Raw genomic sequence first — 26,178 nt, forward strand, 5'->3', positions numbered from 1 at the left:
CCTTGTTATAATTTTGTTAGCATATAGATAATAATACTCATCAAAACTTTTAACTGTTTTGTATCATTATTTACTGTACATATTTTTTGTTTAGCTTAGGATCTAACCTAATTTTCCTGACTGTTGTTTTTTAATCGTTCGAAGAGTGATATTTCATGGAACATGAACACGAAACAAAACGCCCTCTCTACATCCCCTATGCTGGTCCAATTTTACTCGAATTTCCTTTACTGAATAAAGGAAGCGCGTTTACAGAAGAAGAACGCGCAAACTTCAACCTATACGGTCTTTTGCCCGAGCAAGTTGAGACTATAGAAGAACAAGTTGAACGTGCATATCGTCAATTAATTGATTTTAAAACAGATATTGATAAGCACATTTACCTGCGTAATATTCAAGACACCAATGAGACCCTATTTTATCGCCTGATTGATGCACATCTTACTGAAGTGATGCCATTAATTTATACCCCGACAGTGGGTGAGGCTTGTGAACATTTCTCTGATATCTATCGCCGCGCGCGTGGTTTATTTATTTCTTACCCAAATCGCGAATACATCGATGACATGCTGCAAAATGCAACCAAACAAAATGTAAAAGTCATCGTTGTCACTGATGGTGAGCGTATCCTCGGTCTTGGTGACCAAGGTATCGGCGGCATGGGTATTCCTATTGGAAAATTATCCCTGTACACCGCTTGTGGTGGAATTAGCCCTGCATACACCCTGCCAGTTGTTATTGATGTAGGTACCAATAACCCGCAGCGTTTAAATGATCCTCTTTATATGGGCTGGCGCCATCCTCGTATTACTGGTGAAGAATACGATGAATTCCTTGAGGAATTTATCCAAGCTGTAAAACGTCGCTGGCCAAATGTATTACTTCAATTTGAAGATTTTGCCCAGAAAAACGCCATGCCATTATTGAACCGTTACCGCGACGAGCTGTGCTGTTTCAATGATGATATCCAAGGAACTGCCTCCGTCACTTTAGGGAGCTTAATTGCCGCAAGTCATGCAGCTGGCAGTAAACTCAGTGACCAGCGGGTAACATTCTTAGGGGCGGGCTCTGCAGGTTGTGGTATTGCTGAACAAATTATTGCTCAGATGAAATCTGAAGGTCTAAGTGATGAAGAAGCACGTTCTCGCATTTACATGGTCGATCGCTTCGGATTACTGACTGATAAATTACCAAACCTATTAGATTTCCAAAGCAAACTGACGCAAAACAGCGCCAATCTACAAGATTGGGATGTAAACAGTGACGCAATTTCTTTATTAGATGTGGTGCGTAATGCGAAGCCAACCGTCTTAATCGGCGTGTCAGGTCAAGCGGGTCTATTCACAGAAGAGATCATCAAAGAGATGCACAGGCATTGTCCTCGTCCGATTGTCATGCCATTGTCTAACCCGACATCACGCGTTGAAGCTCGTCCGGAAGACATTATTAACTGGACTGAAGGCCAAGCATTAGTTGCAACAGGTAGCCCATTCCCACCAGTTTCTTATAAAGACCAAATTTTCCCAATTGCCCAGTGTAATAACTCCTATATTTTCCCGGGGATTGGTCTGGGGGTGATTGCATCTGGTGCAAAACGTGTGACGGATGCAATGCTTATGGCCGCGAGCCGAGCATTAGCAAGTTGCTCACCGCTAGCACAACATGGAGAAGGTCCATTACTGCCATTACTATCGGAAATCCAAGACGTTTCTCGGATTATTGCCAAGCAGGTGGCAAAAGAAGCGCAAGTTCAGGGTGTTGCTACGATGACATCTGACAGTGCATTAGATGAGGCTATTGAGCATAACTTCTGGCAACCAGAATACCGCACATACAAACGTACCTCATTCTAATCAGTTGTTTTGTCCCGTTGAAGAGCACTTCGGTGCTCTTTTTTATTTTCTAGTATTTTCTTTATTTCAATATTGTCTGAAAGTATCGCGTTTCTATAACTTGCAATTGAGATAGCAGACAGAGTTCTTTAAGATGCAAATATACCTTATTTGTATAGGATCCGCTCATGTCAGAGCCAACTGATTCAGTACCTACAATACCAACATCACCTCATAAATTTTCTCTTTGGGCTATCACTCTCACTCTGCTGATTGTGACTCTCAATATTGCTATCTATTTTTACCAGCTCAATTTTGCGGCTCCATTAGAATCCCAGGAATATAATTTATTGTTATTCGGGGCGAATGTTTATCAGTTATCCCTTACTGGGGATTGGTGGCGTTACCCTATTAGCATGGTATTGCACTCAGGCTGGGTTCACTTAGGGTTAAATACCCTTGCTCTACTCGTCATTGGTATTGAATGTGAACGCGCCTTTGGTAAATTTCGCTACCTTGCCATCTATCTATTTGCAGGGATTGTTGGTGCATTTGTTAGTGCAGCCTGGCAATACCAAGAGGCTCTTAATAGCGTCATGCGCCGCTTTGATATGATGTCATGGGGAAGCCTGCTTCAAAATGATAATACTGTCTATATTACGGTGAGCTTAGGGGCTTCTGGGGCAATCATGGGTTTAGCCGCAGCCTCTGTTATTGAACTTTTAAAGCGACTCAGCAAACCTGAACTCACTAAAGAAGCTCGCGATGCCCTTAAACGCCCGTTGTATAATATTATCGCCATGATAGCGTTAACCTTGATTAATGGGTTGCAATCTGGAGTGGATAACGCAGCACATATTGGTGGCGCAGTGGCTGGTGCAGTGATTGGTTTTACTTTCGTTCTTATTCCCGCGAAAAAGTACCTATTAGATTTCATTTTAACTGTGATTATTGGTGGGGTTTTAGCCTTAGTTATCCATCAGCAATCATTTTCGATCGATGAAAGTCTTGTTGCTGAACGAGAATTTATCTACCAAGAACTGGATAAAGAGCTTAATTCAGCTAAGGCAGAGCAAGCTAAGCTAGTAATGGAAAAAGCTGCCGAAGAGGAGCTTGCATCACTCCCTACCGCTCAATCTGAAGAGCAAATTGCTGGTATTCGAGTTCAAGCTCCTGAATTCATTGAGCCCCGCTTTATTCTCAGTGATGATACCCACCAGCGGATCTTTATCACTGATGAGGAGGCTAATCTTGTTAGCGCATACTCTTCTGCTGATGGAAATTGGAAACTGCTGTTTACCATCAAACTCGTCCTGCCCAAAAATGATAATGGATGCAGCTCTAATCGCTGCCGAGGTATGGGGGCTTCTGGTGCTGCACTCAGTGCGGATGGGAAAAAACTGTATGTTGCCTCACTATATCCAAACAGCGTCAGTATCATTGATATTGATACCCAAAAAGTAGAAACCAACATTGAAACGAGCTTTTTCCCACGCCAAATTTATGTGATGAAAAATAGTCAGCGTGCATTTGTAACCAGTGGCGTAGAAAACAGTATTGTGGTTATTAACCTCACAAATAATACCGTTGAAAAAAAATTAACCTTCCCAAATAGCGAAGAGTACCAAGGCGCTTTTGGTGTTCAAATGCCAGCAGCATTATCTCCTGATGAAAAGCAGCTAGCGCTGTATGATAACGTTACTCAAGCGGCTTATCTTTTAGATACCCAAACCATGGCGTTTAGTGAAAAACCTTGGTTTACAGTAGAGGATTACCAAAATGCCGTTAGAGAGTTCTATTTTACACCTGATGGCCAATCGATTTGGATGGTCACGGACAGCCGTTTTGTTTTAGCCAATATTGATATGCCAACAAACCCGGTCACTGCATATCATTGGTGTGGCAATAACAGCGAGATTCAATATGGACAATACGGTATTAATACGGGTTTAAACCAAGCTTACTACTTGCCACAATATCCCAGTGAAACTCAAGTTCCATTAGTTACCACGAGCCTAAAAACATTAAATATCCAGAATGTTCTACCTATCCCAACCAATGGTGAATATATTCAAGGATTAGCAGAAACGAAAAATGCTTGGGTAGTTACCTATCCAAAATCATTTTATGTGGTTGATAAACATAAATCTGTCGATAGGAACTCAATCAGCCCATTACTCTGTTTTGGGGCTATGCCGAGTGAGTAACTAAAAATGGCATCTCCAATATTATGCCGTCAACCGAAACAATATAAGCCATATTGACATGATTTTACGTTACGCGGCTTGCGTCACGAAATTAAGTCAAGTAGCCTATTAATTGTTATCAGTAATTATTATGGGCATTAATTATTCAAGGCGAGGACATGAGGAAACGTCTGCTTTATGGTCTACTAATATTGGCAGGGATAGCTTTCGCCACTGTTATTTTACTTGACCGTTGGATCAGTTGGGATACTGCGCCCTATATCTATGAAGATGTAGAGCAACTCCCTGCGCGGGATGTGGGGATGGTACTTGGTACCTCCAAATATTACGCATCAGGAGCAACCAATCTCTATTATACCAATCGAATCAAAGGTGCCGCTGATGCTTATCACAGTGGAAAAGTAAAATATTTGCTTCTCAGTGGAGATAACGGTGCTCATAACTATAATGAGCCGATCGCTATGCGCAAAGACCTGATTAAAGCAGGAGTTCCCGCTTCAAAAATTGTGCTCGACTTCGCAGGCTTTAGAACTCTAGACTCTGTTGTGCGTACCAAAAAAGTCTTCGATACCGATAACTTCACCATTATCACCCAGCGTTTTCATTGTGAGCGAGCGCTATTTATCGCTAAACATAAAGGAATTGATGCCCAATGTTTAGCCGTTCCAACGCCTGATGGTATGTTTAAGGTACGAATTCGCGAAGTTTTTGCCCGCCTTGGTGCCCTTGCAGACTTATATATTTTACAGCGCGAACCAAAATTTTTAGGGGAACAAGAATCCATTCCTGCGCCAATAAAAATGCCTGATGGAACTAAAGGTTATCCCGCAGTCTCTCCAGATGAGATCAGTAAGCTGAATTAAATTCTTGCTTACACAGCCTTCCCCAGTAATGCCGCCAATTTATTTGATAATTGGCGCCAACACCACTCAACAGGACCTTGCTTGAACCAAAACAACCAACAGTAAGAAAACAGTAAGTTAGCCATCCAAATGGGCAAGATAAACGCCAATAATTCCACTCGAGTAAAATGATAAAAATATCCTAAATAGTAAAAAATCGTGGTACAAATCAGCGTCTGAAGTAAATAATTACTCAACGCCATTCGCCCCACATTTTGAACTAATTTTGCGATCAAGCTGAGACTTAGAATATTCCAAAACCCATATATTAGGGCTATATAGCCTAAAGATTGTAGCGGAACCATCAATTCATTCACAATATACCCCAAAATTGAAGTCGAAAAATAACTCCAGCCCACAAGGCTTTGTAGATATAAAGAGATGATTTGTACCAATAACGAAGGAATAATTAGCATCCATGCCATCCGGCGATAATGTTGTTGGCTAAAGTCACCTTTTAACCAACCATTTTTGATCAATAGTGCACCGATAATCATCATGCTCAGTAATTGCCAACCGTATTGGATAACCAGCAATTCAACCATGGTTGTCATCTCATTTGCACGATAAGCAAACCCAGCCATCCCGCCAACTCGATGTTGCCACATTTCAATTAATGCTTGAGGCTCAGTGATCTGCCAGAAGCTGGTATCTGCTACCATGCTACCAATAATCAACAAAATCACGAGTCCAATCAAATAGAATGCAATCGCAATTTTTAATAATTTGTATTCATCATATAGGGATAAAAATGCAACTGCGATAAACCCCGTTAATGCATAAACCAATAAAATATCACCATCCCATAAACCGACACCATGAACCAGTCCAATGAATGCGAGTACAGTGAGACGGCAGCGATTCCACTTTATTGAGCGATATTGTAATAACCCAAGCGTCGCGCCAAAAAGTATCGAGAAGATACCGAGGAATTTTCCTTGAAAGAATAAATTGAAAAAGACCCAGACAGCAGCATCTGATTGTTCAACTTCAGGTGTGTAATAAGGATTGAGATAGGCCGCTTGTGGCAATGCAAAACCAAAGATATTCATGAGTAAAATACCGAGAATTGCAATGCCACGCACTGTATCAAGTTGCCCTATACGGCTTTTAGGGGCAACAGGAACTGTATTTATCATGGATTATAGATGGCGAACCGCACGTAAGAATTCTTGGCGTGTATTTTGACTTGATTTAAATAACCCGCCCAAAGATGTCGTTGTCGTTGCACTGGTTGCATCACGAACACCGCGGGCTTTTACGCAATAATGTACGGCATCGATTGAAACAGCAACGTTAGTTGTTCCCAGTAACGTTTGCAATGCGACTAAAATTTGCTGAGTTAAACGCTCTTGAACCTGTGGGCGCTGGGAAAAAAACTGAACAATACGGTTGATTTTGGATAAGCCAATCACGGTATCTTTTGGAATATATGCCACCGTTGCCTTACCGTCGATAGTCACAAAATGGTGTTCGCAAGTACTGGTTAACGTAATATCACGCACCGTCACCATTTCATCCACTTTCATCTTATTTTCAATGACAGTAATTTTTGGAAAATTCGCGTAATCTAATCCCGAGAAAATTTCATCGACATACATTTTAGCGATGCGGCGCGGAGTATCCGCTAAGCTATCATCGCTTAAATCCAAGTTCAGCAACTTCATGATCTCTGTCATATGCCCTTCAATCAGTTGCTTACGATCTTCACCTGATTTTGGTTGAATACGCAACGGTGTTTCAAGTCCTCGTGCTTCCAAAGCAGCATGAACTAATTCGGCCTCTTTACTCAGAGATGACATGTGATCCTCCACAGATGGTATATCTATTTATTATAAAAATGCAGGTGTGCGCGGTACTCTAAAACAGCAGATGCAGATAATCCAGCAATACATCAATAAGTCGTGTGAAATATTTGCAGGTTACCGCACGGATTGATTAAGAATACTAATCTAAGTTTAAATTACTATTTCATTATTTAAATGCATTTAATAACACACTTTATTTTAGCTTTTTTATCTAAAACCCTGTACCCACGAATGAAAGAATCTAAATCGCCAAACAATCTGCCCAAAAGCTATCTGCAATCAATTTCTATTCATTCACCCAATGCCCGATATCTGCCATAATACCGCCAACGAATCTATTCTCAGCCTCAAGGCCAATAACTATAGTGAGGGGTAACTATTTATGGACCAGTGCCATACTAACGATTTGATTTCTCTAGAGCTTGCACTAGAAAAACTTCTTTCTCAAACCACCACAGTGACTAGCACAGAAATCATTCCACTTACTGAGTCTGCCCAACGAATTATTGCTGAAGACCTGATTTCTCCCATCAATGTTCCTCCTTTTGATAACTCAGCGATGGATGGCTATGGCCTACGCTTTGCGGATTGGGATGGAAAAACGCCGATGCCTATTGCCGGTAAATCCTTTGCAGGAAATCCAATGGTTGGAGAGTTACCAGCAGGATGCTGCGTGCGGATCATGACAGGCGCGCCAATCCCTAAGGGTGTCGATACCGTCGTCATGCAAGAGTCGGCAGAACAGACTGAACAAGGTATTATTTTTACGGAGAGTTTTAAGCTAGGCAATAATATTCGTAAAGCTGGAGAAGATATTACTGAAGGCAGCGCAGTGTTCCCTTCAGGTACTCTACTGTCTACCGCTCAATTACCGTTAATTGCCTCTTTGGGCATCGCTAATGTGAAAGTTCAACGCCGCTTGAAAGTCGCTGTATTTTCAACTGGTGATGAGCTACAAGCCGTGGGACAGCCCCTTGCCGAAGGGCAAATTTATGATACTAACCGTTTTGCTGTACGCCTAATGTTAGAAAAGTTAAATTGCAAAGTTTTAGATTTTGGCGTGATCCCTGATTCACCGGAGAGATTAAAACAAACCTTTATTGAAGCTAATCAGCAAGCTGATTTAGTCATCAGCAGTGGCGGTGTTTCTGTTGGCGAAGCCGACTATACCAAACAAATTCTTGACGAACTGGGGCAAATTGGCTTCTGGAAACTAGCCATTAAACCGGGTAAACCATTCGCATTCGGCAAACTAAGTTCCGCATGGTTTTGCGGCTTACCAGGCAACCCCGTTTCCGCAGCACTCACTTTCTACCAATTAGTACAGCCATTAATTGCGCGACTGTCAGGCCATAATCAATGGAAAGCCCCTGTACGCTTTAAAGTCCCAGTCACTACCCCACTAAAAAAATCACCGGGTCGACTTGATTTCCAACGCGGTATTTTAAGTACCAATGAACAAGGTCAACTTCAGGTCTCTTCGACAGGTCACCAAGGCTCGCATATCTTCAGCTCATTCAGCCAAGCTAATTGTTTTATTGTATTAGAACGTGAGCGTGAGAAAGTCACTGCGGGTGAAATGGTGGATGTCGAAATGTTCAATTACTTATTAAAAAGTGAGTGAGCGCCGTGCAAGAACTTAGTGATCAGGAAATGCTACGCTATAACCGCCAAATCATCCTGCGAGGGTTTGATTTTGATGGGCAGGAAAAGCTAAAGGCAAGTAAAGTTCTGGTTATCGGATTGGGCGGTCTTGGCTGTGCAGCGACTCAATATCTTGCTGCTGCTGGTGTTGGACACTTATCATTAGTGGATTTTGATACGGTATCCCTATCCAATTTACAACGCCAAATCCTGCATCGTGACGCCACGATAGGCGAGCCAAAAGTGGATTCTGCAAAAGCACAACTTGCTGCTATCAACCCGCATATTAAGATCGAGACATTCAATGCTCAACTCGACGAGCAACAACTTGATACATTAGTCAGTCAACATCAGGTCGTACTGGATTGTACCGATAATGTGGCTATTCGCGAGCAACTCAACCGCCTCTGTTTAGCCCATAAAATACCGTTGGTTTCTGGCGCAGCAATTCGCATGGAAGGTCAATTGTCCGTGTTCACCTATGAAGATGGAATGCCTTGTTATCACTGTCTTAGCCGGCTTTTCGGTGAAAATAGCTTAACCTGTGTTGAAGCTGGCGTTATGGCGCCATTAGTCGGTACGATCGGTACATTAGAAGCGATGGAAGCCATCAAATTACTCACCCAATATGGGAAAGTAAATACTGGTAAAGTGCTGTTATTTGATGCAATGACACTAGATTTTCGCCAATTTAAACTGAGTAAAGATCCTCATTGTGAGGTCTGCAAGTAACTTTTTATGGCGAGGGCTTTCCTCGCCATTGATTAAATCAAAATTAGGAATATTCCTAAAAATTCATTTTTCTCTTCTTTCATCTTATACTATCCCCCTTTCGGGAAGCCTTGGTTGTCCCTATCTATTTGAACTATTACTGAGAGCATGAATATGTCACTCCCTCCTTGCCCAAAATGTCAGTCTGAATACACCTATACTGACAACGATATGTATATCTGCCCTGAGTGTGCTCATGAATGGAATGATGCAGAGCCTGCCACAGAAATTGATGAACTGATTGTAAAAGATGCGAATGGCAATTTATTAGTCGATGGCGATACCGTCACTGTCATCAAAGATCTGAAGGTGAAAGGAAGTTCATCTATGCTGAAAATCGGAACTCGCGTAAAAGGGATCCGTTTAGTCGAAGGTGACCACAATATCGATTGTAAAATCGAAGGTTTCGGTCAAATGAAGCTGAAATCTGAGTTTGTGAAGAAAAACTAGTTTTACCTAAAAGTTAAAAAGCCCCATTGATTGGCTATTTTTAAGGAATAGTCTTTATCAACGGGGCTTTTTTAATGACTTAAATATTAGAGAGTGACGCCTTGGCTTTTCAGATACTCATCATAAGTACCTTTGAAATCAATAATTTTATCTTCTCTAATTTCAAGGATGCGTGTTGCCAATGAACTGACGAACTCACGGTCATGGGATACAAAGATCAACGTCCCTTGGTAGAGTTCCAACGCTAAGTTCAATGATTCAATAGATTCCATATCTAAGTGGTTAGTTGGCTCATCCATAAGTAGAATATTTGGTTGTTGCATCATTAACTTACCAAATAACATGCGCCCTTGTTCACCACCGGATAAAACAGATACTTTTTTCTTGATATCATCTTGAGAGAACAGTAAGCGACCTAAAATACTGCGTACTGCTTGCTCATCATCGCCTTCACTTTTCCACTGGCTCATCCAATCAAAAACATTCAGGTCAGTTTCAAATTCATCTGCATGATCTTGCGCATAGTAACCAATGCTGCTGTTTTCCGACCATTTGACCATACCGCTCGTTGGGGCTTTTTCCCCCATAAGGGTTTTCAAAAATGTTGTTTTACCGATACCGTTGGCACCGATGACAGCCATTTTTTCGCCAACTTCCAATAATAAATTCACATTTTTAAACAGAGGTCCTTGGTCATAACCATTTGTTACCGCTTCTAATTCTAAGGCGTTACGGAACAGTTTTTTCTCTTGTTCAAAACGAATGAATGGGTTTTGACGGCTGGAAGCTTTTACATCATCCAGTTGAATTTTATCAATTTGACGAGCACGAGAAGTCGCCTGTTTTGATTTTGATGCGTTAGCACTAAAGCGGCTAACAAAAGATTGAAGCTCGGCAATTTGCGCTTTTTTCTTCGCGTTATCCGATAATAAACGCTCTCTTGCTTGAGTTGCTGCAATCATATATTCATCATAGTTACCGGTGAACAGACGTAATTCACCGTAATCTAAATCTGCCATATGCGTACAAACAGTATTTAAGAAGTGTCTATCATGGGAAATAATGATCATGGTGCAGTTACGATCATTAAGAACTTGCTCTAACCAGCGAATCGTATCGATATCCAAGTTGTTGGTTGGCTCATCCAGCAATAAAATATCAGGATTAGAAAACAGCGCTTGAGCCAAAAGTACACGTAGTTTCCAACCGGGTGCAACCTCACTCATCGGGCCATAATGCTGCTCAACGGGAATGCCAACGCCTAATAATAACTCGCCTGCACGAGATTCAGCACTGTAACCATCCATCTCACCGTAAGCAACTTCCAGATCAGCAACACGATAGCCATCTTCTTCGCTCATTTCTGGCATCGCATAAATTCTGTCGCGTTCTTGCTTAACGCTCCACAACTCGCCATGCCCCATGATGACAGTGTCTAAGACAGTGAACTCTTCAAATGCAAATTGGTCTTGGCGTAATTTACCAATACGTTCGTTAGGATCTGTGGTGCTCACGTTACCTGCGGTTGGTGTTAAATCCCCGCCTAAAATCTTCATGAAGGTTGATTTACCCGCGCCATTCGCGCCGATTAAACCGTAACGATTGCCCGTTCCAAATTTAACTGAGATATTTTCAAACAGTGGCTTACTGCCAAACTGCATAGTGATATTGTTGGTTGTTAACACTGCGATGCCTTAAATTAATCTTTGTAGCGTCATTGATGAGCTCAGCTGATGACTGACCTTCAGTGACTTGAAGTACGATAGGGATAAATAGCCGCGCATTATGCCATAATTGAACGCTTAGATCTTGTTCTGTTTTTGTTAATGCGCGAGCTAAAAATAGGGGACTGATGAAGATAGGAATTTACACCACAGCCATAAACTCAATTAATCATAAGTTTTCACTGGTGGAGCAACATAAGTCTCAAATTGGTCTAACAGGCTAGCAGGAGTGGACTCAACGATTGCCATATGACGATATTTTTCATGTAAAAAGCCTTCATCTGCCATTTTATTGGTCATATCAATCAATGGTTGCCAAAAATTGTTAATATTAAATAGCCCACACGGTTTAGTATGTAAGCCAATCTGGCTCCATGTAAACACTTCACTGTATTCTTCTAATGTCCCGTATCCACCGGGCATAGCAACAAATGCATCCGCTAACTCAATCATTTTGCTTTTACGTTCGTGCATAGTTTCTACGCGATACAGCTCAGACAAATTTTTATGGGAAATTTCACGCTGCTCAAGTAACGATGGGATCACCCCTATCGCTTTACCACCTAAAGATAAAACGGTATCCGCAACAATACCCATGATGCCCACGCTAGCGCCACCGTACACTAACGTAATATCACGTTTAACCATTTCTTTCGCAAACTCAATGGCTTGGTTTTTATAAATTTCGTTAGAACCCAAGCTTGAACCACAATAAACCGCCACACTTTTAATTTTTTGCATCTTATTCTCTTTCTTCCTATTCTCATTTTTCTACTGAGCGAACTTACAAGGTTCCCACAAGAAAGCTTAACTCTCAATCTTTAGCATCATATTATTAACTGATTATCTTAAATGAAATAATAAATCGCAATTAAACACCTCTTGAATAAAGCAATATAAACTACTTACGTTCTATGAGATAATTGCCCACATTATGCTTGCTTAGGGTAAATAGACTCGCAAGTGGTACTTTATTTATAGATTTACCCACTTTGACTGTAAAAAACTGCTGGGTTTTATCGTTTTTTGAGGTTTATTTATTCATGTCTGCCGATACTAAAAAGAGTGCATTTCCATTATTGCCAATAGGGTTACTATTACTTGCAATGGCCTCTATTCAAAGTGGCGCCTCTTTGGCTAAAACATTATTTCCACTTATCGGCGCTCCAGGGGTGACAGGCTTACGTCTATTATTAGCCACAATTATCCTATGTGTGATTTTTAAACCTTGGCGCTTAAATTTCAGAAAAAGCTCTTTAGTCCCTCTACTCGCTTATGGTTTGTCCCTCGGAACCATGAACTACCTATTTTATTTGGCACTAGAACGAATTCCTTTAGGCATTGCCGTCGCCCTAGAGTTTACAGGCCCCTTAGCTGTTGCGATGTTTTCATCGCGCCGTCCTATCGATTTTTTATGGATTGGACTTGTCATTACTGGGCTACTCTTCTTATTGCCTATTGGTGATGAAATTAACGCTATTGATCCTTTAGGTGCAGCATATGCTTTAGGTGCGGGTGTATGCTGGGGGACTTATATTATTTTCGGAAAACGTGCAGGAGCCGGTTATGGTGCAGCAACCGTTGCGGTTGGCTCACTCATTTCCGCATTAATTTTCTTCCCGATCGGCTTAATGCAGACTGGGGTAGAAGCCATGTTTGACCCAGCTATTTTACCCATTGCACTTGCCGTCGCTATTTTGTCTACGGCATTTCCTTATACATTGGAAATGATCGCATTAACTAAACTTCCTGCGCGAACTTTTGGCACATTAATGAGCCTAGAGCCTTGTATGGGTGCATTTTTAGGTATCGTATTCTTACAAGAACACTTAACCATGACCCAATGGCTAGCTCTGCTCTGTATTGTATGCGCCTCTATTGGTTCCACCTCTACTGCGGTACCAAAATCTAAAATAAAAGAAGTCTCATAGCGTCCTATAAAATATAGATTATTTATTTTAAATAAGGTTAGTAAGAAATTACTAACCTTATTTCTCATCATGAATAATTAAATATTCATTCATCAAACTGACATATAAATTAATTATTTTATCCTCATCCCAACATCCTCAAAAATCATCTATCGAGCGCACCTATTAAAGTAATCGATTATTACTTTATGACAAACTCAATTTAATCTTTTATATTTATCTACAGACAAAATAATTGAATGAATTTATATTTAAGAGAGGAAACATTATGAATACTGCAAAATTATTTAAAACCTCTTCAAGCGAACTTTTATATAGCCGTAATGATATTGAAGACAGCGTAAAACTTGAAACTATCAATATATTGAACATGATGGTCGTCCATTTTACCGATCTTTCTCTGATCACAAAGCAAGCACATTGGAACCTGCGTGGTCGTAACTTTATTGCCATACATGAAATGTTAGATAGTTTCAGAACTACGATTGTTGAACATCTTGATGAGTTTGCAGAGCGTGTTGTACAACTTGGAGGCATCGCAACAGGAACTGTCCAGCAAGTGAATAAATTTACTGCTTTGGAAGCTTATCCTCTTGATATTCATTCAGTTCAGGATCATTTAAAAGCCTTAGCCGATCGTTATGCAGTAGTCGCTAATGATATCCGCAAGGCGATTGATGACGTTGAAGATGAAAATACAGCAGATATGTTTACTGCCGCATCCCGTGATTTGGATAAATTCCTGTGGATGTTAGAAGCCAATATAGAGTAGTGTCGTAAAATAGAGTCATATAAATTGACCATGAGACCACTTCGGTGGTCTCTTTTTATTTATCTATTTTCGGCATTTCGGGTTGCTCTATGGGAAAAATAGGTAATGAATTTAATAAGCGTTTGCCATAATTCTTTGTTATTAAGCGCTTATCATAAATAATAATTTCACCATAGCATTCATGACTGCGAATTAAACGCCCTGCTTGCTGAATCAAATTAAATGAAGCACTGGGTAAACTCTGTACCTCAAATGGATAACGTTTTAGTGATTTTAACCAATCCCCTTCAGTGATAATGACAGGATTAGTCACTGGTGGAAAAGCTATCTTATGGATATGCACCTGAGTTAAGTACTCACCTTTCAGATCTAACCCCTCAGAGAATGACTGTAGACCAATCAAAGCACTTGTTTGCCCTTGCTTAATACGTTCACAATGGGTCTCAACCAGACGATATCGAGGCTGGTCACCTTGAACTAAAAGTTGTAGACGTAAATCTTTTACATGTTCTAAAAAGCCGTCCATTGCTCGTTGGCTACTGAATAAAACCAGCACACCTCGATGATTTCCCTGCGTAAATTGATGGCGAAAAAATGCGGCCATTTCTTCTAAATGCTGAGCTTCAGTTACCATTGTTGGCTCATATTGCATTTTAGGGATAATAATTTTGCCTTGCTCTACATGATTAAAAGGTGAAGAAAGCGTAACAAAACGGTCATCACTTTTTTCAGATAACCCCGTTAATTCCATAAAACGAGAATAACTATTTAATGAACGCAATGTCGCGGAAGTAATAACAATATGAGGTACATTTCGCCACAGCAGATGCTGTAATTGTTCACTAACACGGATCCCAGCACAGTGCAGAAATATCCGTGACTGTATTTTTTTCATAACGTCGGCTGAGCCATTTTGAAATAGGCGCCCCAGAACTTTGATCTAGGGAAGCTAAGCGCCATAACTTTGCCATATTTTCAAAGTAACCCATGGCGCGGCTAGTCACTAAGATTGAACGGTGTAAACGGACAATATCCTGCTTGGCGGTTTGCTCGGTTAAATCATTTAAAATAGATTCGGATAAACCACGTAATGCATCGGTTAACTTAAAAAGCTCCTGACAGCATAATTGCATCGCTTCAGGTAACACGCCCATTGGAAATAAATACTCAGGGTCTTTTGCAGTTTCCGGCAATAACCCATTCGCTAATAACGAAAAATCACGAAAACATTCTCTCAGTTTTTCAGCATGTAATTGTAATTTTTCTGGATTAGCTAATTTAGGGGGCTTCGCTGGACGAAATTGAGCCATATATTGCCCCACATGATGGAGAAAATTATCCACCTGTGCCGTAATTTGAACTAACGTAATTTCCCCTTCAACTTCTAGCGAGTCCCTTGCTACATCTGGGATATGATGCCCCTCATCAAGCACTAATAGCAATTTTTTCGGATCAGGTAAAACAGATTCGGTTTCCATTGCAGCCATCACCAAAGCATGGTTTGCAACAACCACATCGGCATCTTCAATTTCACGGCGAGCAATAAAGAACGGACAACGCTGATAAAACTGGCAGTTACGCCCAAGGCAGTTCATTTTATCTGTACTTACCTTGCGCCAGAGACTATCGCTAAATGCCCGTTTGTGATGATCCCTTAACCCATCCCAAGCAAAACTGTGAAAATCATTACGCAGTTGCTGACACATAGCCCGCTCTTCACTACTGGCGATTTCCGTTTTGTCCTCTACCAATAACATTAAGTCAATTTGCTCCCCTTCAGCAGCACAGATGGCTTCTAAATTACGGGGGCAGACATAACGAGCACGTCCGAAAGCGCCAGTAAATTTAAGGTCGGGAATTATTTTGCTCAACAGGGGTAAATCTTTACTAAAAATTTGATCTTGCAATGCGACGTTCGCCGTACTCACGACCAATGTTTTTCCTTCTTCTCGCCCAACTGCAATACCCGGAATTAAGTAAGATAATGTTTTTCCTACCCCCGTCGGCGCTTCAATGACTAAATGCCGCCCATCTTCATCAGCTAAATTTTTAGCGACTTCAGCAATCATTTGACGCTGAGGAGCCCGAGGTATAAAACCATCTATTTGTTCTGATAGCCCTTTATACCATTGGGTTATTTGCTGTTTTACTGTATTTGATAGGGACATAAATTACGCAGGCGACCAAGTTAGGGAGATAACATAACTAATTAGGATCAGGAAGAAAAAAGCCTAATCCACTTTTTGCGAAACCGTTCGCAAAACTACTGTATTAATACCCATTATACACAAATTTTGGAAAGCCTTTCGCAAAACCCCAATTTCATCGTAAGAAAAAAGCCCGTTTAACTTGTTTGCAACAACCATCCAGTTATACTTTGGTTTCTTAAATTATGACTTAGGCAATAAAAAATGAAAAAGTTTGTCATCGCATTTTGCGCTCTGTGCGCGTTGAGTTCAGTTGGCGGAATTGTATTAGCTGGCATGAATATCTATACACGCTCCACCACGCCTTTAGAGCAAAATCAAACTCAATCATCATCTATATTACCTGCGCCTAATCAAATCAATTAATAGCGAGTTAATTATCAATCTGGGATGGAGAACGCTTATGTACAACGATTATTTTGTTACGCCACAATGGTTAAATACACACCTTTCAGATAGCAATATTGTGGTACTTGACGTTTCAACTCCACCGCCAACTGCACCTTATGACTGTTACCAACATTATCTAGACGAACATATTCCGAATGCCCAATTTTTTAATCAAGATGAGGTTGCTGACAAGACAATTGATCTTCCTCATATGTTGCCAGATGCGAAAACCTTCAGCCAAGCTGTTAGCGTGATGGGTATTGGTAATGATACCCAAGTTATTATTTATGCTCAGAATAATTTATTTTCTTCTCCTCGAGCATGGTGGACATTCACAACGCTAGGCTGTAAACAGGTCAAAATACTTGCTGGCGGCATAACGGCATGGAAAGAGGCTGGTTTCGCAACTCAATCAGGTAAAGTCACACCTCCACCAGCACAACAGTTTATTGCAAGCCGCCAAGATGCGAATGCATTAAGCCAGCAACAAATGCTTGATATCGTTAACCAAGGTCAAGCGCAAATTATCGATGCCCGTGCAGCGGCTCGTTTTTTAGCTCAAGCACCAGAGCCTCGCCCCGGCTTAAGAATGGGGCATATTCCAGGCAGTAAAAACGTACCTTGGGATTTACTTGTCGATAATGGCGAATACCGAAATCCAGAACAGCTCGCAGCTATTTTTGCTGAACACGGTGTAGATATCCATGCTCCTTCAGTAACAACCTGTGGTTCTGGTATGACAGCCGCTGTCGTATTAATGGCACTAGTTCTGCTCGGTAATCATAATGTACGCCTTTATGATGGGTCTTGGGCTCAATGGGGGCAAGATAACGGTCTCCCAATCGAACCCTAATTATTTGGCTTCCTCATATTAAAAATTATCTATGAGGAAGCTATTTATTACTTATCCACTTTAAAATATTTTTATTATAAATATTTAATAAAATAATTAACGGCTTCAATTTAAATGGAGCACCATATTTATGAACATGCCATGGGATTTATGGGTTATAAACCTAGGTACTTTATCCACTTTTATTGGTACAACAGCAACATTATGGGTTTTATTACAAACAACAAAATTAACAGTTAAATTTAATCAAAAGGCTTCCTTTTATTTTCATAAAGATAAGTTAAACCGATTGCTAAATGATTATTTTACTATGATATCAGAATCTCAATTCAACAATGAAAACTCGCATAAAATAATGTTGCATCGAAAGATATTATCATTACATAATTACATTTCGTTCATCGACACAAAAGATAAAAAATTATCGGCATTAATAAATCAATATATTATTAATACTAAATGTATTTTATCCATAAAAAACTATGATGAAATAACTTACTTTCTTCACTTAAGATATTTAGATGAAGTTACTATATTACTGGATTACATAAATAATACTCTTAGTATTTCGGCAAGAAAGATATGAGGTCATCAAATGGACTATAATGATAATAAGATAATCTGTAATATATTAATGAACAGCTTAAAAAAAGAAATCCTATGGCAACAGACAGTTAATATGCACCCAGTGATATTTAAGAATTCAAATCGATATATTACAAGTTGCTTTAATACAATAAATTTAGAAAATATGACTTTCTATCTATATTCTTATCGAACATTAGAGTTTGACCCAGTATTAGAAAATCATATTAATGTTGGAAAAATGTCTCTTTCCCTTATTGAAAATAACTATATTACTTGGCACTACTCAAAAAATGGGTTTCTTATACAAAAGCTATTTGAACATATGTCACTAAACATTTCATCTATCCAAAAATTCGTATAATCAAGAGATTCCATGCAAAAAAATTAAAGCCACATGTTATTTAGCAAAATTCATAACATGCGGCTTTAATCATTATCTAGTTATTCAGAGAAAATACAGTGCTCTATTTGATAAACATTCCGGCTAAAAATAGCACCACTATTGCGCCAATAACTGCGACAATAAAACTACCAAAATTAAAGCCATCGACCTTACCTTTGCCAAAGAAAGTACTAATGTACCCCCCAACAACCGCACCGACGATCCCTAATACTGTCGTCATGATAAAACCCATCTGATAGGTTCCTGGCATAAGCCATTTCGCTAAAACACCGGCGATTAAACCAAACACGATCCAAGCAATAACTCCCATTTGACGCCTCCGAAATGTAAGTTGCACTAAATAAATGCTTTAGTTGGTTGCATACAGTGATGACCTATTATTCATTTAATCACCGCCATACACTTTATATTAAAGACTGTATCTCAAATTTTGGCAAATTAGTTCTTTTTTAGATGGCTGATATCGAGCCATATTCAACATGATGAGCAATAACTTCAGCAATTTGACTCGCATTTTTTAATGCTCTTACTTGAGAAAATAACGTATCCGCTTGCGGGTACTCTTTACGCAGATAACCTAACCACTGTTTGATACGTGCGGCATGATAGTGTCCAGTATCACCTAGCTTTTCTAACTCGGTGTACTTAAACAATAACTTTCCAACCTGTTCCCAAGGCATTTGAGCAACATTCTGCTTAATCACTCGACTTAAATTTGGAGTATTTAGCGCGCCACGACCAATCATAATAGAATCACATCCAGTAATTTCCATGCATCGTTTGGCACTTTCATAGTCCCAAATTTCCCCATTGGCGATCACTGGAATAGACAATCTTTGGCGAATATCACCAATTGCCTGCCAATTAATACACTCTGCTTTATAGCCATCTTCTTTGGTTCGACCATGAACTGTCAGCTCAGTTACCCCCGCTTGTTGAGCAGCATCCGCAATTTCATGCGAAAATTGGCTACTATCCCAACCAAGACGAACTTTGACAGAAACAGGAAGCTCTTTAGGCACGGCATCACGCATCGCTTTTGCAGCGCGATATATCGACTCTGGTTGCTTCAAGAGCGTCGCACCACCGCCACTTCCATTTACCGTTTTTGATGGGCAACCACAATTGAGATCTACCCCCCATGAACCCAGTTCAATAGCGCGGTTGGCATTTTCAGCCAACCATTCAGGATGCTGCCCTAACAGCTGCACCCTAACTAACGTTCCTGAAGGTGTTCGACTACCATGACGTAGCTCAGGACATAACCGATAGAAAGTTTTTTCCGGCAATAACGTATCTACGACTCGCACAAACTCAGTAATGCACAAATCATAATCATTCACTTCGCTTAATAAACTGCGAACTAAAGAGTCAAGAACCCCCTCCATCGGGGCTAATAACACACGCATTAGCTTTCACTGCGCCCCTGTTTCACTCTTTTTTGTGCGCTTTTCCATGGTGAACCGGAAGAAGCCTCAGATTTACCTTTGCCTGCATTAGCGTTACCGCGACGAGGGCGGTCATTGCCACGGCTTCCTCTATCATTGCCACCACGATTTTCTGAAGGGCGGCGATCATTACGTTGAGACGGTTTTTGAATAGGTTCAGCTTTGATTGAAGGATCTGGCTCATAACCATCAATCGCCATAACTGGAATGGATTTTTTCAGTAACTTTTCAATATCTTTAAGTAACTTAACTTCATCAATACAGACTAATGAAATTGCCTGACCAGTTGCTTCTGCACGCCCAGTACGACCGATGCGATGGACATAATCTTCAGCCACATTCGGTAGCTCAAAGTTAACAACATGTGGAAGTTGTTCAATATCCAAGCCTCGTGCTGCAATATCTGTCGCAACTAATACGCGAATATCCCCTGATTTAAAATCAGCTAAAGCGCGGGTACGTGCTCCTTGGCTTTTATTACCATGAATTGCGGCGGATTTTATTCCATCCTTATTCAAGTGCTCTGCTAAACGGTTAGCACCATGTTTAGTCCGAGTAAACACTAACACTTGCTGCCAATTCTCACGTCCAATCATGAATGAGAGTAATTCAGCTTTACGTTTTTTATCGACCAAGTGAACATACTGAGTCACTTGCTCTGATGCCGAATTACGCGGAGCTACTTCAATAGAGACTGGATTATTAAGCAATTTACTCGCCAGCTGTTTAATATCATCCGAGAAAGTTGCAGAAAACAGTAAATTTTGACGCTTTTTAGGTAATTTAGTGATCACTCGGCGAATATCGTGAATGAATCCCATATCTAACATTCGGTCAGCTTCATCCAACACTAAAATTTCTACCTGTGACAGATCCACTGCATTTTGATGTTCTAAATCCAGTAAACGACCAGGCGTAGCGATTAGTACATCCACGCCACTGCGAAGTTTCATCATTTGAGGGTTAATGCTGACACCACCAAATACGACGAACGAGCGAATATTTAAATGGCGGCTATATTCTTTAACATTCTCTGCCACTTGAGCCGCTAATTCTCGAGTTGGTGTTAAAATTAATGCTCGAATTGGTCGACGATTATTTCCACTGCGTGGCGCATCAACGAGCTTCTGTAAAATAGGTAAAGTAAAACCTGCGGTTTTACCTGTCCCTGTTTGAGCACTGGCTAATAAGTCATTGCCAGCCAAAACTGCTGGGATAGCTTGTTGTTGAATAGGCGTAGGGCTGTCGTAGCCTAATTCATTAATGGCACGCAAGATTTCCTCGTTTAACGCGAGGTCAGAAAAACTAGTCAAGTTATTTACTCCGGGCTTCACCGCTTCAAATTTTTGGGCAGCTCTAGGGGGAAGGTTTGATATTTAAGAAAAGAAAAAGCGCAAACTGCCATGCGATATGCAAAAATTCTACCATCATTTGACTGTGATAAATATATTAATTTAGATTTATAAGTAAACTAATACAAAATCTGCTTTATATAGTATATATACGTAGACAAAACTGAGAGAAATCAGTTTACGAATCTCAAAAATAGTAAGTGCCAATCAAGAGCATACTGAAAATAATTTTATTCTGTATTAAAAAGGAATGTTTATGAACACAAACTCATCGCCAACTTTGCGTGGGGAAAATGCCAAATATCAGCTTCTTCTTGCCGCAGCTGATGTTTATGGAGAACAAGGTATTGATGGCGCAACCACTCGCAAAATAGCACACGCCTCTGGGCAAAACATTGCTGCCATTTCATACTATTTTGGCTCTAAAGAAGGGCTTTACCTCGCTGTAGCGCAAGAAATTGCGAATAATATAAAAGAAAGTTTCTCTGAAACCTTATCTAAGATAGATGATTTTTTGAGCTTATCTGTTAACTCTCAAGAACCCGAAGAGGCATTAGATCTCCTTAAAACAACCATCATCTCCTATAACTTTTTCCAACTAAAAAAAGAAAATCTCAGCTTTTCACGTATTTTAGCCCGAGAGCAACTCAACCCTACTGAAGCCTATGCCATCATCCATGAACAAGCTCTTGGTCCAATTCATTCGCGTTTAAATCGTTTAATTTCTATCTATATTGGCGCAGACCCCAATAACTTAGCGACGTTGATTCATACCCACGCCATTCTAGGAGAAACACTCTCTTTCCGAATTGCGCGAGAAACGCTGCTTAGGCAAACCGGCTGGAAACATATCAACGAGGATGAATTTAAAATTATTAATCAAGTCCTTATTGAACACATTGACATTCTATTATTGGGATTACGTCAACGCCAACAGACAGAAAAGTGATATGATGCATGGATAAAGTCAAACCATAGTTTTAAGTTATAAACTTATCCATTATTAAGGTTAGCTATGAACAATAAACGCCGTTCCGTTATTATTCTTATTATTGTCATATTAATCGCAGCTGCAGGTGGCTACTACTACCAATCAATGCAGAGCCCATCATTAGCCCTATATGGTAATGTGGATGTGCGAACCGTTAACCTTAGTTTCCGTGTCGGCGGTAAACTAGCATCTTTAGATGTGGATGAAGGCGCTAAAGTCACCTCAGGGCAGCAATTAGGGAAACTTGATGATGCCCCCTATATCAATGCTCTCAATAAAGCTAAAGGGGTTCGTGATAGTGCAAAAGCCCAATTAGCATTAAAAGAAAGTGGATACCGTACCCAAGAAATTGCGCAAGTAGAAGCGGAAGTGGCTCAACGACAAGCGGCTTGGCAATACGCAGACAGCTTTTTTAAACGCCAACAAGGGCTAGCAGCTCAACGTTTGATTTCCGCAAATGACCTTGATAATGCAAGAAATAATCGCAATCAAACCCTTGCAGCGCTAAAAGCATCCCAAGATAAACTCAATCAATACCAAAGTGGTTTTCGCCAAGAGGAAATTGCGGCCGCACGCGGTGAATGGCTACAAGCAGAAGCCGCTGTAGCACAAGCTGAATTAGACCTTGCAGACACCATTCTTACTGCGCCATCTGATGGCACAATTTTGACGCGAGCTATTGAGCCAGGAACGATCATTGGTGCTGGCAATACTGTATTCAGTGTCACGTTAACAAATCCAGTTTGGGTCCGAGCCTACGTCAGTGAAGCACATTTAGGTGATGCAATTCCCGGTAGCAAAGTTCTCTTGTATACCGATAGCCAGCCCAATACCCCTTATCACGGCACCATTGGGTTTGTTTCCCCTACCGCAGAATTTACCCCTAAAAGTGTACAAACACCGGATCTACGGACCGATTTAGTCTATCGCTTGCGCATCATTGTTGATGACCCCAATGACAAACTACGCCAAGGAATGCCTGTAACTATCCAATTCACTGATGCTCAAAAATAGGGCAGATTATGGTTCAAGATTACAGCATCCACCTACAAGGGGTCGAAAAGACCTTTTTAGGATTAGATTCCCCTGCCGTTGAAAGCTTAACCACGGTTATCCATGGTGGCTCAGTAACAGGGTTGGTGGGTCCAGATGGGGCAGGAAAAACCACCCTAATGCGCATGCTTGCTGGGCTACTCAAACCCGATTCAGGCAACATCAGCATCATGGGATTAGATCCCATCAAAGATAGCATTGAGGTGCGCGCAAACTTGGGTTACATGCCGCAAAAGTTTGGATTGTACGAAGATTTAACGGTACAAGAAAATCTCGATTTATATGCTGATTTGCGCGGTGTGATTGGTGAAGAACGTCAACAAACTTATCAACAATTATTAACCTTCACCAGCTTAGCACCGTTTACTGCACGTCTGGCTGGAAAACTGTCAGGTGGAATGAAGCAGAAACTCGGACTCGCCTGCACCTTACTCGGTAAACCCAAAGTGTTATTGCTCGATGAGCCTGGTGTCGGTGTCGACCCCATCGCTCGACGGGAGCTCTGGCAAATGGTTCACACCCTTGCTGATGATGGTATGTTGATCCTCTGGAGTACCTCCTACTTGGATGAAGCACAACAGTGTAAGGAAGTACTTCTGCTAAACAAAGGTAAACTGCTGTATAGCGGAGAACCTGAAAAGTTGACACAACACATGGCTGGGCGCTCCTTTTTGTTGGACGTTCCAGCTACTAAAAAACGAACAATTTTACAGGATGCCCTCGTTCTTCCTGAAACCACCGATGGTGTGATCCAAGGACGCTATATCCGTTTAATACTGAAGCCCGATGCATCCCAAGAAAATTTACTCAACGCATTAAATATGGGGCAACAAAAATTACTGCCCGCCAAACCGCGTTTTGAAGATGCATTTATTGATTTGCTCGGCGGTGGGCCATCACATCGTTCAGAATTGGCATCAATCGTTCCCCAAATTCCACCAGCACCCAACGAAACGGTGATTGAAGCCCGTAATCTAACCAAAAAATTTGGGGACTTTGCCGCAACCGATACAGTTAATTTCCAAGTTAAACGCGGGGAAATTTTTGGCTTATTAGGTCCCAATGGAGCAGGAAAATCCACGACATTTAAAATGATGTGCGGCTTAATGAAACCAACAGATGGGCAAGCATTAGTGCTTGGGATGGATTTAAAAACCAGCTCCAATAAAGCCCGCCAACATCTGGGGTATATGGCACAAAAATTCTCTTTGTATGGCAATCTTAAAGTCGGACAAAACTTAAAATTCTTCTCAGGTGTTTACGGTTTACATCATAAAAAACAAACCCAAAAAATACAGGAGATGGTCGATGCGTTTAACTTTAATCCGATCATTAACCAAATTACCGATTCACTACCATTAGGCTATAAACAGCGTCTTGCCCTTGCCTGTTCCCTAATGCACGAGCCCGATATTCTGTTTTTAGATGAGCCAACATCCGGTGTTGACCCACTCACCCGCCGTGAGTTTTGGCTACATATTAATGGAATGGTTGATAAAGGTGTTACCGTGATGGTGACCACTCACTTTATGGATGAAGCCGAATATTGTGACCGTATAGGTCTGGTTTATCACGGTAAAATTATTGCGGCAGGAACCCCTGACGAACTTAAACAACAAGTAGCGAGCACTGAAAATTCAAATCCTTCCATGGAAGATGCTTTTATCGAACTGATTGCTAACTATGACAAGCAACAGGAGGAAAAATGAGTATTGCCACCTCCCGCTTTTCATGGCGTAGGCTAAAAGCCTTATGCTGGAAAGAGAGTAAACAAATTGTTCGCGATCCAAGCAGCGCGTTAATTGCTATTGTCATCCCCTTGATGCTGCTATTTATTTTCGGCTATGGAATCAATTTAGACTCCAGTAAATTGCGTGTGGGTATTTTAATGGATCAGCAAAGCCAAGAAGCCCGCGAATTGGTTGATACCTTCACGGGATCCCCCTTTATTGATGCGACCATTAGCAACGATCGCCATTTACTGATCAATAAAATGCAAGCCGGTGAAATTCGTGGAATTGTCGTGATCCCAGTGAACTTTTCCGAGCAACTCTTGCGCCCAGATGGACACGCCGCTATTCAGGTGATCACAGATGGTAGCGAACCCAATACCGCCAATTTTGTTCAAGCCTATACCAAAGGTGTTTGGCATACTTGGCTCGTGCAACAGGGGGAGAACAAAGGCTATCCCACTGATCCATTGATTGAATTGAATATGCGTTATTGGTTTAACGAAGCAGCGTTGAGTCAGCACTTTATTATCCCAGGGGCAATTAGCATTATCATGACAGTGGTTGGCGCGATTTTAACCTCGCTAGTGATTGCTCGGGAATGGGAACGTGGGACGATGGAAGCGTTACTCTCCACACAAATAACACGCACTGAATTATTGCTATCAAAATTATTACCTTACCAAGTGCTTGGTTCTTTTGTGATGATCTTGTGTATGTTGGTAACAACCTTTGTACTCAATATTCCTTATCGGGGATCTTTATTGGTGTTATTTGTGATCACCAGTTTGTATCTCGCCACGGCCTTAGGGATGGGATTATTAATTTCTACTATTACTCGTAATCAGTTTAATGCAGCCATGGTCGCACTAAATGCGGCATTTTTACCTGCAATCATGTTATCTGGGTTTATCTTCGAAATTGATAGCATGCCAGCATTCATTCAAGTAGTGACTTACTTTATCCCTGCTCGTTATTTTGTCAGTAGTCTACAAACCCTATTTTTAGCGGGTGATATTTATTTAGTTTTACTCACTGACTTTTTATTGCTAATCGCATCCGCTATTTTATTTATCGGCTTAACGGCATTAAAAACTCGCCGTCGCTTGGATTGAGGGGCCT

At 40.9% G+C, this 26,178-nt stretch carries 21 protein-coding genes and 2 pseudogenes; 15 read left to right on the forward strand and 8 right to left on the reverse strand.

Going from position 1 to position 26,178, the window contains the following annotated elements; translation table 11 throughout:
- The first annotated feature begins 155 nt into the window (after nt 1–155).
- From PROVRUST_RS00405 to sanA, 4 genes and pseudogenes are all read left to right on the forward strand, one after another.
- A complete protein-coding gene (locus PROVRUST_RS00405; RefSeq protein ID WP_006812685.1) occupies nt 156–1,853 on the forward strand; it encodes an NAD-dependent malic enzyme in 1,698 nt (565 codons plus the stop codon).
- Between the two features lie 167 nt (nt 1,854–2,020).
- Nucleotides 2,021–2,896 (forward strand): annotated as a pseudogene (locus PROVRUST_RS20055) (rhomboid family intramembrane serine protease); the annotation flags it as partial.
- A gap of 294 nt (nt 2,897–3,190) precedes the next feature.
- Nucleotides 3,191–4,039, forward strand: a complete 849-nt coding sequence (locus PROVRUST_RS20060; protein WP_473086653.1) for a YncE family protein — start codon at nt 3,191–3,193, stop codon at nt 4,037–4,039.
- Between the two features lie 158 nt (nt 4,040–4,197).
- Nucleotides 4,198–4,902, forward strand: a complete 705-nt coding sequence (sanA, locus tag PROVRUST_RS00415; RefSeq protein ID WP_006812687.1) for an outer membrane permeability protein SanA — start codon at nt 4,198–4,200, stop codon at nt 4,900–4,902.
- A gap of 8 nt (nt 4,903–4,910) precedes the next feature.
- On the opposite strand, the gene yeiB is transcribed toward sanA, so the two are convergent.
- Together yeiB and folE are read right to left on the reverse strand one after the other, a co-directional pair.
- Entirely contained in the window at nt 4,911–6,080 is a 1,170-nt protein-coding gene (gene yeiB / locus PROVRUST_RS00420) for a DUF418 domain-containing protein YeiB (protein ID WP_006812688.1), read from the reverse strand.
- A gap of 3 nt (nt 6,081–6,083) precedes the next feature.
- A complete protein-coding gene (gene folE / locus PROVRUST_RS00425) occupies nt 6,084–6,743 on the reverse strand; it encodes a GTP cyclohydrolase I FolE (protein WP_006812689.1) in 660 nt (219 codons plus the stop codon).
- Nucleotides 6,744–7,131: 388 nt separating this feature from the next.
- Here folE and moeA point away from each other — a divergent pair, with 388 nt between their 5' ends.
- The 3 genes from moeA to PROVRUST_RS00440 all read left to right on the forward strand — a co-directional run bounded on the left by moeA (nt 7,132) and on the right by PROVRUST_RS00440 (nt 9,614).
- Complete coding sequence (gene moeA, locus PROVRUST_RS00430; protein ID WP_006812690.1) at nt 7,132–8,373, forward strand: molybdopterin molybdotransferase MoeA; 1,242 nt, start codon at nt 7,132–7,134, stop codon at nt 8,371–8,373.
- 5 nt (nt 8,374–8,378) lie between these two features.
- Nucleotides 8,379–9,125, forward strand: a complete 747-nt coding sequence (gene moeB, locus PROVRUST_RS00435; protein WP_071599536.1) for a molybdopterin-synthase adenylyltransferase MoeB — start codon at nt 8,379–8,381, stop codon at nt 9,123–9,125.
- A gap of 153 nt (nt 9,126–9,278) precedes the next feature.
- Nucleotides 9,279–9,614 carry a zinc ribbon domain-containing protein YjdM gene (locus PROVRUST_RS00440; RefSeq protein WP_039853981.1) on the forward strand — a complete coding sequence of 112 codons (336 nt, stop codon included), beginning with the start codon at nt 9,279–9,281 and terminating at the stop codon, nt 9,612–9,614.
- 86 nt (nt 9,615–9,700) lie between these two features.
- On the opposite strand, the gene PROVRUST_RS00445 is transcribed toward PROVRUST_RS00440, so the two are convergent.
- Together PROVRUST_RS00445 and PROVRUST_RS00450 are read right to left on the reverse strand one after the other, a co-directional pair.
- Complete coding sequence (locus PROVRUST_RS00445; RefSeq protein ID WP_039853983.1) at nt 9,701–11,299, reverse strand: ABC-F family ATPase; 1,599 nt, start codon at nt 11,297–11,299, stop codon at nt 9,701–9,703.
- Nucleotides 11,300–11,503: 204 nt separating this feature from the next.
- Complete coding sequence (locus tag PROVRUST_RS00450) at nt 11,504–12,079, reverse strand: LOG family protein (RefSeq protein ID WP_006812695.1); 576 nt, start codon at nt 12,077–12,079, stop codon at nt 11,504–11,506.
- Nucleotides 12,080–12,381: 302 nt separating this feature from the next.
- On the opposite strand from PROVRUST_RS00450, the gene rhtA reads away from it, so the two are divergent.
- Both rhtA and dps read left to right on the forward strand, forming a co-directional pair.
- On the forward strand, nt 12,382–13,269 hold the full coding sequence (gene rhtA / locus PROVRUST_RS00455; RefSeq protein ID WP_006812696.1) for a threonine/homoserine exporter RhtA: 888 nt from the start codon (nt 12,382–12,384) through the stop codon (nt 13,267–13,269).
- A gap of 268 nt (nt 13,270–13,537) precedes the next feature.
- A complete protein-coding gene (gene dps, locus PROVRUST_RS00460) occupies nt 13,538–14,041 on the forward strand; it encodes a DNA starvation/stationary phase protection protein Dps (RefSeq protein ID WP_006812697.1) in 504 nt (167 codons plus the stop codon).
- A gap of 55 nt (nt 14,042–14,096) precedes the next feature.
- On the opposite strand, the pseudogene dinG reads toward dps, so the two are convergent.
- A pseudogene (gene dinG / locus PROVRUST_RS00465) lies at nt 14,097–16,209 on the reverse strand (ATP-dependent DNA helicase DinG).
- A 243-nt stretch (nt 16,210–16,452) separates the two neighbouring features.
- On the opposite strand from dinG, the gene PROVRUST_RS19825 reads away from it, so the two are divergent.
- Together PROVRUST_RS19825 and sseA are read left to right on the forward strand one after the other, a co-directional pair.
- On the forward strand, nt 16,453–16,614 hold the full coding sequence (locus PROVRUST_RS19825; RefSeq protein WP_006812700.1) for a hypothetical protein: 162 nt from the start codon (nt 16,453–16,455) through the stop codon (nt 16,612–16,614).
- 37 nt (nt 16,615–16,651) lie between these two features.
- Entirely contained in the window at nt 16,652–17,491 is an 840-nt protein-coding gene (gene sseA, locus PROVRUST_RS00470) for a 3-mercaptopyruvate sulfurtransferase (protein ID WP_006812701.1), read from the forward strand.
- 1,052 nt (nt 17,492–18,543) lie between these two features.
- Here sseA and PROVRUST_RS00485 read toward each other — a convergent pair.
- The 3 genes from PROVRUST_RS00485 to rhlE all read right to left on the reverse strand — a co-directional run bounded on the left by PROVRUST_RS00485 (nt 18,544) and on the right by rhlE (nt 21,243).
- Nucleotides 18,544–18,792 carry a GlsB/YeaQ/YmgE family stress response membrane protein gene (locus PROVRUST_RS00485; RefSeq protein ID WP_006812704.1) on the reverse strand — a complete coding sequence of 83 codons (249 nt, stop codon included), beginning with the start codon at nt 18,790–18,792 and terminating at the stop codon, nt 18,544–18,546.
- Nucleotides 18,793–18,931: 139 nt separating this feature from the next.
- Nucleotides 18,932–19,891: a tRNA dihydrouridine(16) synthase DusC gene (gene dusC / locus PROVRUST_RS00490; protein WP_006812705.1), complete on the reverse strand. Its 960-nt coding sequence runs from the start codon at nt 19,889–19,891 to the stop codon at nt 18,932–18,934.
- The gene (gene rhlE, locus PROVRUST_RS00495) at nt 19,891–21,243 is read right to left on the reverse strand and encodes an ATP-dependent RNA helicase RhlE (protein ID WP_039853984.1); all 1,353 of its coding nucleotides are present in this window, start codon (nt 21,241–21,243) and stop codon (nt 19,891–19,893) included. The genes dusC and rhlE overlap by 1 nt, the downstream gene beginning before the upstream one ends.
- A 289-nt stretch (nt 21,244–21,532) precedes the next feature.
- Here rhlE and PROVRUST_RS00500 point away from each other — a divergent pair, with 289 nt between their 5' ends.
- The 4 genes from PROVRUST_RS00500 to PROVRUST_RS00515 all read left to right on the forward strand — a co-directional run bounded on the left by PROVRUST_RS00500 (nt 21,533) and on the right by PROVRUST_RS00515 (nt 26,171).
- Nucleotides 21,533–22,231 carry a CerR family C-terminal domain-containing protein gene (locus tag PROVRUST_RS00500; RefSeq protein ID WP_006812707.1) on the forward strand — a complete coding sequence of 233 codons (699 nt, stop codon included), beginning with the start codon at nt 21,533–21,535 and terminating at the stop codon, nt 22,229–22,231.
- Between the two features lie 66 nt (nt 22,232–22,297).
- Nucleotides 22,298–23,287, forward strand: a complete 990-nt coding sequence (gene hlyD, locus PROVRUST_RS00505) for a secretion protein HlyD (RefSeq protein WP_006812708.1) — start codon at nt 22,298–22,300, stop codon at nt 23,285–23,287.
- A gap of 8 nt (nt 23,288–23,295) precedes the next feature.
- Complete coding sequence (locus PROVRUST_RS00510) at nt 23,296–25,035, forward strand: ATP-binding cassette domain-containing protein (protein WP_006812709.1); 1,740 nt, start codon at nt 23,296–23,298, stop codon at nt 25,033–25,035.
- Nucleotides 25,032–26,171 carry an ABC transporter permease gene (locus tag PROVRUST_RS00515; protein ID WP_006812710.1) on the forward strand — a complete coding sequence of 380 codons (1,140 nt, stop codon included), beginning with the start codon at nt 25,032–25,034 and terminating at the stop codon, nt 26,169–26,171. Before PROVRUST_RS00510 ends, PROVRUST_RS00515 begins: the two co-directional genes overlap by 4 nt.
- Nucleotides 26,172–26,178: the final 7 nt, after the last annotated feature.

Source organism: Providencia rustigianii DSM 4541, assembly GCF_000156395.1.
GTDB lineage: Bacteria > Pseudomonadota > Gammaproteobacteria > Enterobacterales > Enterobacteriaceae > Providencia > Providencia rustigianii.